The sequence below is a fragment of the Ideonella azotifigens genome (genome assembly GCF_006519715.1).
Lineage (GTDB): Bacteria > Pseudomonadota > Gammaproteobacteria > Burkholderiales > Burkholderiaceae_C > Ideonella > Ideonella azotifigens.
Window position 1 is genome coordinate 1 of record NZ_VIDT01000736.1, and the last position, 2,540, is coordinate 2,540.

At 52.7% G+C, this 2,540-nt stretch carries 2 protein-coding genes and 1 pseudogene; 2 read left to right on the forward strand and 1 reads right to left on the reverse strand.

Features of this window, described 5'->3' with window-relative positions; translation table 11 throughout:
- Together FKP22_RS26980 and FKP22_RS26985 are read left to right on the forward strand one after the other, a co-directional pair.
- On the forward strand, positions 1-583 hold a 583-nt coding region (locus FKP22_RS26980; RefSeq protein ID WP_141291043.1), incomplete at its 5' end, for an RHS repeat-associated core domain-containing protein.
- Positions 580-1,155, forward strand: a complete 576-nt coding sequence (locus FKP22_RS26985; protein WP_141291044.1) for a hypothetical protein — start codon at positions 580-582, stop codon at positions 1,153-1,155. The genes FKP22_RS26980 and FKP22_RS26985, both read left to right, overlap by 4 nt.
- A 482-nt stretch (positions 1,156-1,637) precedes the next feature.
- On the opposite strand, the pseudogene FKP22_RS26990 reads toward FKP22_RS26985, so the two are convergent.
- A pseudogene (locus FKP22_RS26990) lies at positions 1,638-2,422 on the reverse strand (IS3 family transposase); the annotation flags it as partial.
- Positions 2,423-2,540 lie beyond the last annotated feature (118 nt).

A 2,540-nucleotide genomic window follows, 5' to 3' on the forward strand; every position in this document is an offset into this window, starting at 1 on the left:
TGCCTTCACCCTGAACCTCAGGTTCCCGGGGCAGACCTTCGACAAGGAGACTGGGCTGTTCTATAACCTCAATCGGGATTACCGGGCGACCTCGGGGAGGTACGTTGAGTCGGATCCCATCGGGCTCGCGGGAGGCATCAACACCTATGCTTATGTCGAAAACGACCCTATAAATGAGGTGGATGCTTTGGGTTTGTTTGCGACCAATCCGTATAAAGAAACCAATGAAAACACGATTGTTTGCAACGGATTGGGAGAGCCGGTGATCAGGCTTGCGCCGCAAACTGAACTGGCGCAGCGGTGCGGAATATCGCAATGTACCGCTGTGCATGAAGAGTCTCATATCAGTGACGCCTTGCGCCAGAATCGCGGGATATGCAGAGGTGTAAGGCGCAATGTTCTAATCGTGGCTTCGAACAATAACGAACGGAAAGAAACCGAACGCAAGGCTTATAAAACTAAGATATTTTGTTTGGAGCAAAAATTAAAAGAAGCTTCGTGCTCAAGCGATTGTGTCAAAGCAATCAAAGAGGAGATCTTGTGGGAAAAGGAACAACTAAAGAATTTGGACTGGTTTCAATGAGCGATCGCTTATCACGGCTTTTATATGCCATCGTCATTCTTGCTTTTTGTAAAAGCAGTTTTGCGGGACAGTTTATGCCCAAATGCGAAGCGGTTTCCATATCTCTAAGTAAACCAACAGGCGATGGGGATTTATGGACTATATCTGTTAAAGTTAAGAATTGTGGACGTCATGTTGTTAATATGCTGACGGCGGACTTGCCTTGGATGAGTGGCGCGGATTTGAAATATTGGATTCAGCCCCGAGGGAATGTGAAGGAAATCGAATCCTTATATCCTATTGTGGACGCGCAGGCTTATGCCAAGGTCACGATACAACCCGGTTCTGAATTAGTGCAAACGGAAGATTTTCGAGTCAGATTTCCAGATTTACGCCAAAGAAATGATATTGATGGCGCTCTCATTAAATGGCGATTTGTTCCGCGTCCGGGAGCCTACTGTGCATTGGCGGAGAACTGTGGGCCGACGGAAGGCGTGCTTGGCAAGGTTTGCATGAGCTCTCTAAATTTCACTGCTCCAATTTGTGAACCCTTGTCAAAACCAAAGTCGAATAGTTTCCCCGGAAATAAATAGATAAGGGTATCGATCATCTCACCAGGGTCTATAACGGCCAAGCCGACATGCGGACCCTGGTGCGCGCGTGCACACGCAGTTAGCAGGCTGTTGAAATGCCGCCCAAGAGGTCGCTGCCAATGGATTCGCACTATCACGGACGCTGCCCACGGCTTTTTCGAGCCGCTTCGCCCCGCGTAGGCACGAGTTCACACAACCATGCGATAGCTTGCGCCGATCGCCTACGGAACCGAAGCCAGTATTTCAACAGCCTGTTAAGTCAAAATCTGTTGCTTGTGCCGATTTATTATATTTCTTGAGAGATAAATGAATACTGCGTTCTTAAGAGTCCTTTTAGGAGAAGTAGGCCTTCTTGCGTCTGCTCTCTCTCATGCCGCGTGTGGCCCCGCGACTAGCCAGTGGGCTTCATCGCAGATTCCGATTAACTGTTGGCGCCGACCGAAAACTGAGCCGCGGGGGGTGCGGACAAAAACTTGGACTGGTTATGCGGCGAGGCCCAGGCTTCTGCGGTGCTCGGAGGGGCTTCGGAAGCCCAGTGAGCTTTTGATTCGCACTTCGTTGTACCAGCGGATGTACGTGTCCAATGCTGCGACGAAGTTTTCGATGGTCGTCGAGAGCCAGTCTCGTTCGAAGAACATCTCGGTCTTCAGCCGGCCGAAGAAGCCTTCGCAGGCAGCGTTGTCCGGCGAACATCCTTTGCGTGACATCGAGCGGATCAGCTTCGCCTCCGCAATTCTCGCCAGCCAGCCCGGCCAACGATAGTGCCCCCACGGTCCGAGTGGATCATTGGCCGCTCACCGCTGGCAGCGAGCTTGTTGATGGCTGCATCGAGCATCGTGTTGACCAACTCGGCGTTCGGCCGCGTGCCGATAGACCAGCTGACGACCATGCCATCGAAGCAATCGATCATGGGCGACAGGTAGACCTTGCCTGCCGGGATCTGGAACTCCGTGATGTCGGTGAGCCACTTCTCGTTCGGAGCCTCGGCACTGAATTCGCGATTCAGCAGGTTGTCGGGCGCCGGACTGATCTCGCCCATGTACGAGCCGTATCGGCGCCGCTTGCTCGTCGCGGCAACCAAGCACTCCTGCTTCATCAGACGACGAATGACCTTCTCCGAGATGCTCACGGATCGATCGCTCAGCGAGGCGTGGATCCGCCGGTAGCCGTAGCAGCGGTAGTTGCGCTCGAAGATGTCTGTCATGGCCTGGCGCACATCGGCGTACTTGTCGGTCATCTCGAGCCGGGCTCGATGGTAGAAGTAGTCGGCCTTGCAAATCTCCCAAGTCGTTGTCCCGAAACGACTTTCGGGTGATATCCGATGGTCAGATCTCCCGAGAATCAATCCAATGGAGATCGGTTTCTGGGAGTTCTGGAGTTCCCAT

What these genes read in the sequence shown, in the direction of transcription:
- FKP22_RS26985 (WP_141291044.1), top strand. Translation starts at nt 580, where the DNA reads ATGAGCGATCGCTTATCACGGCTTTTATATGCCATCGTCATTCTTGCT.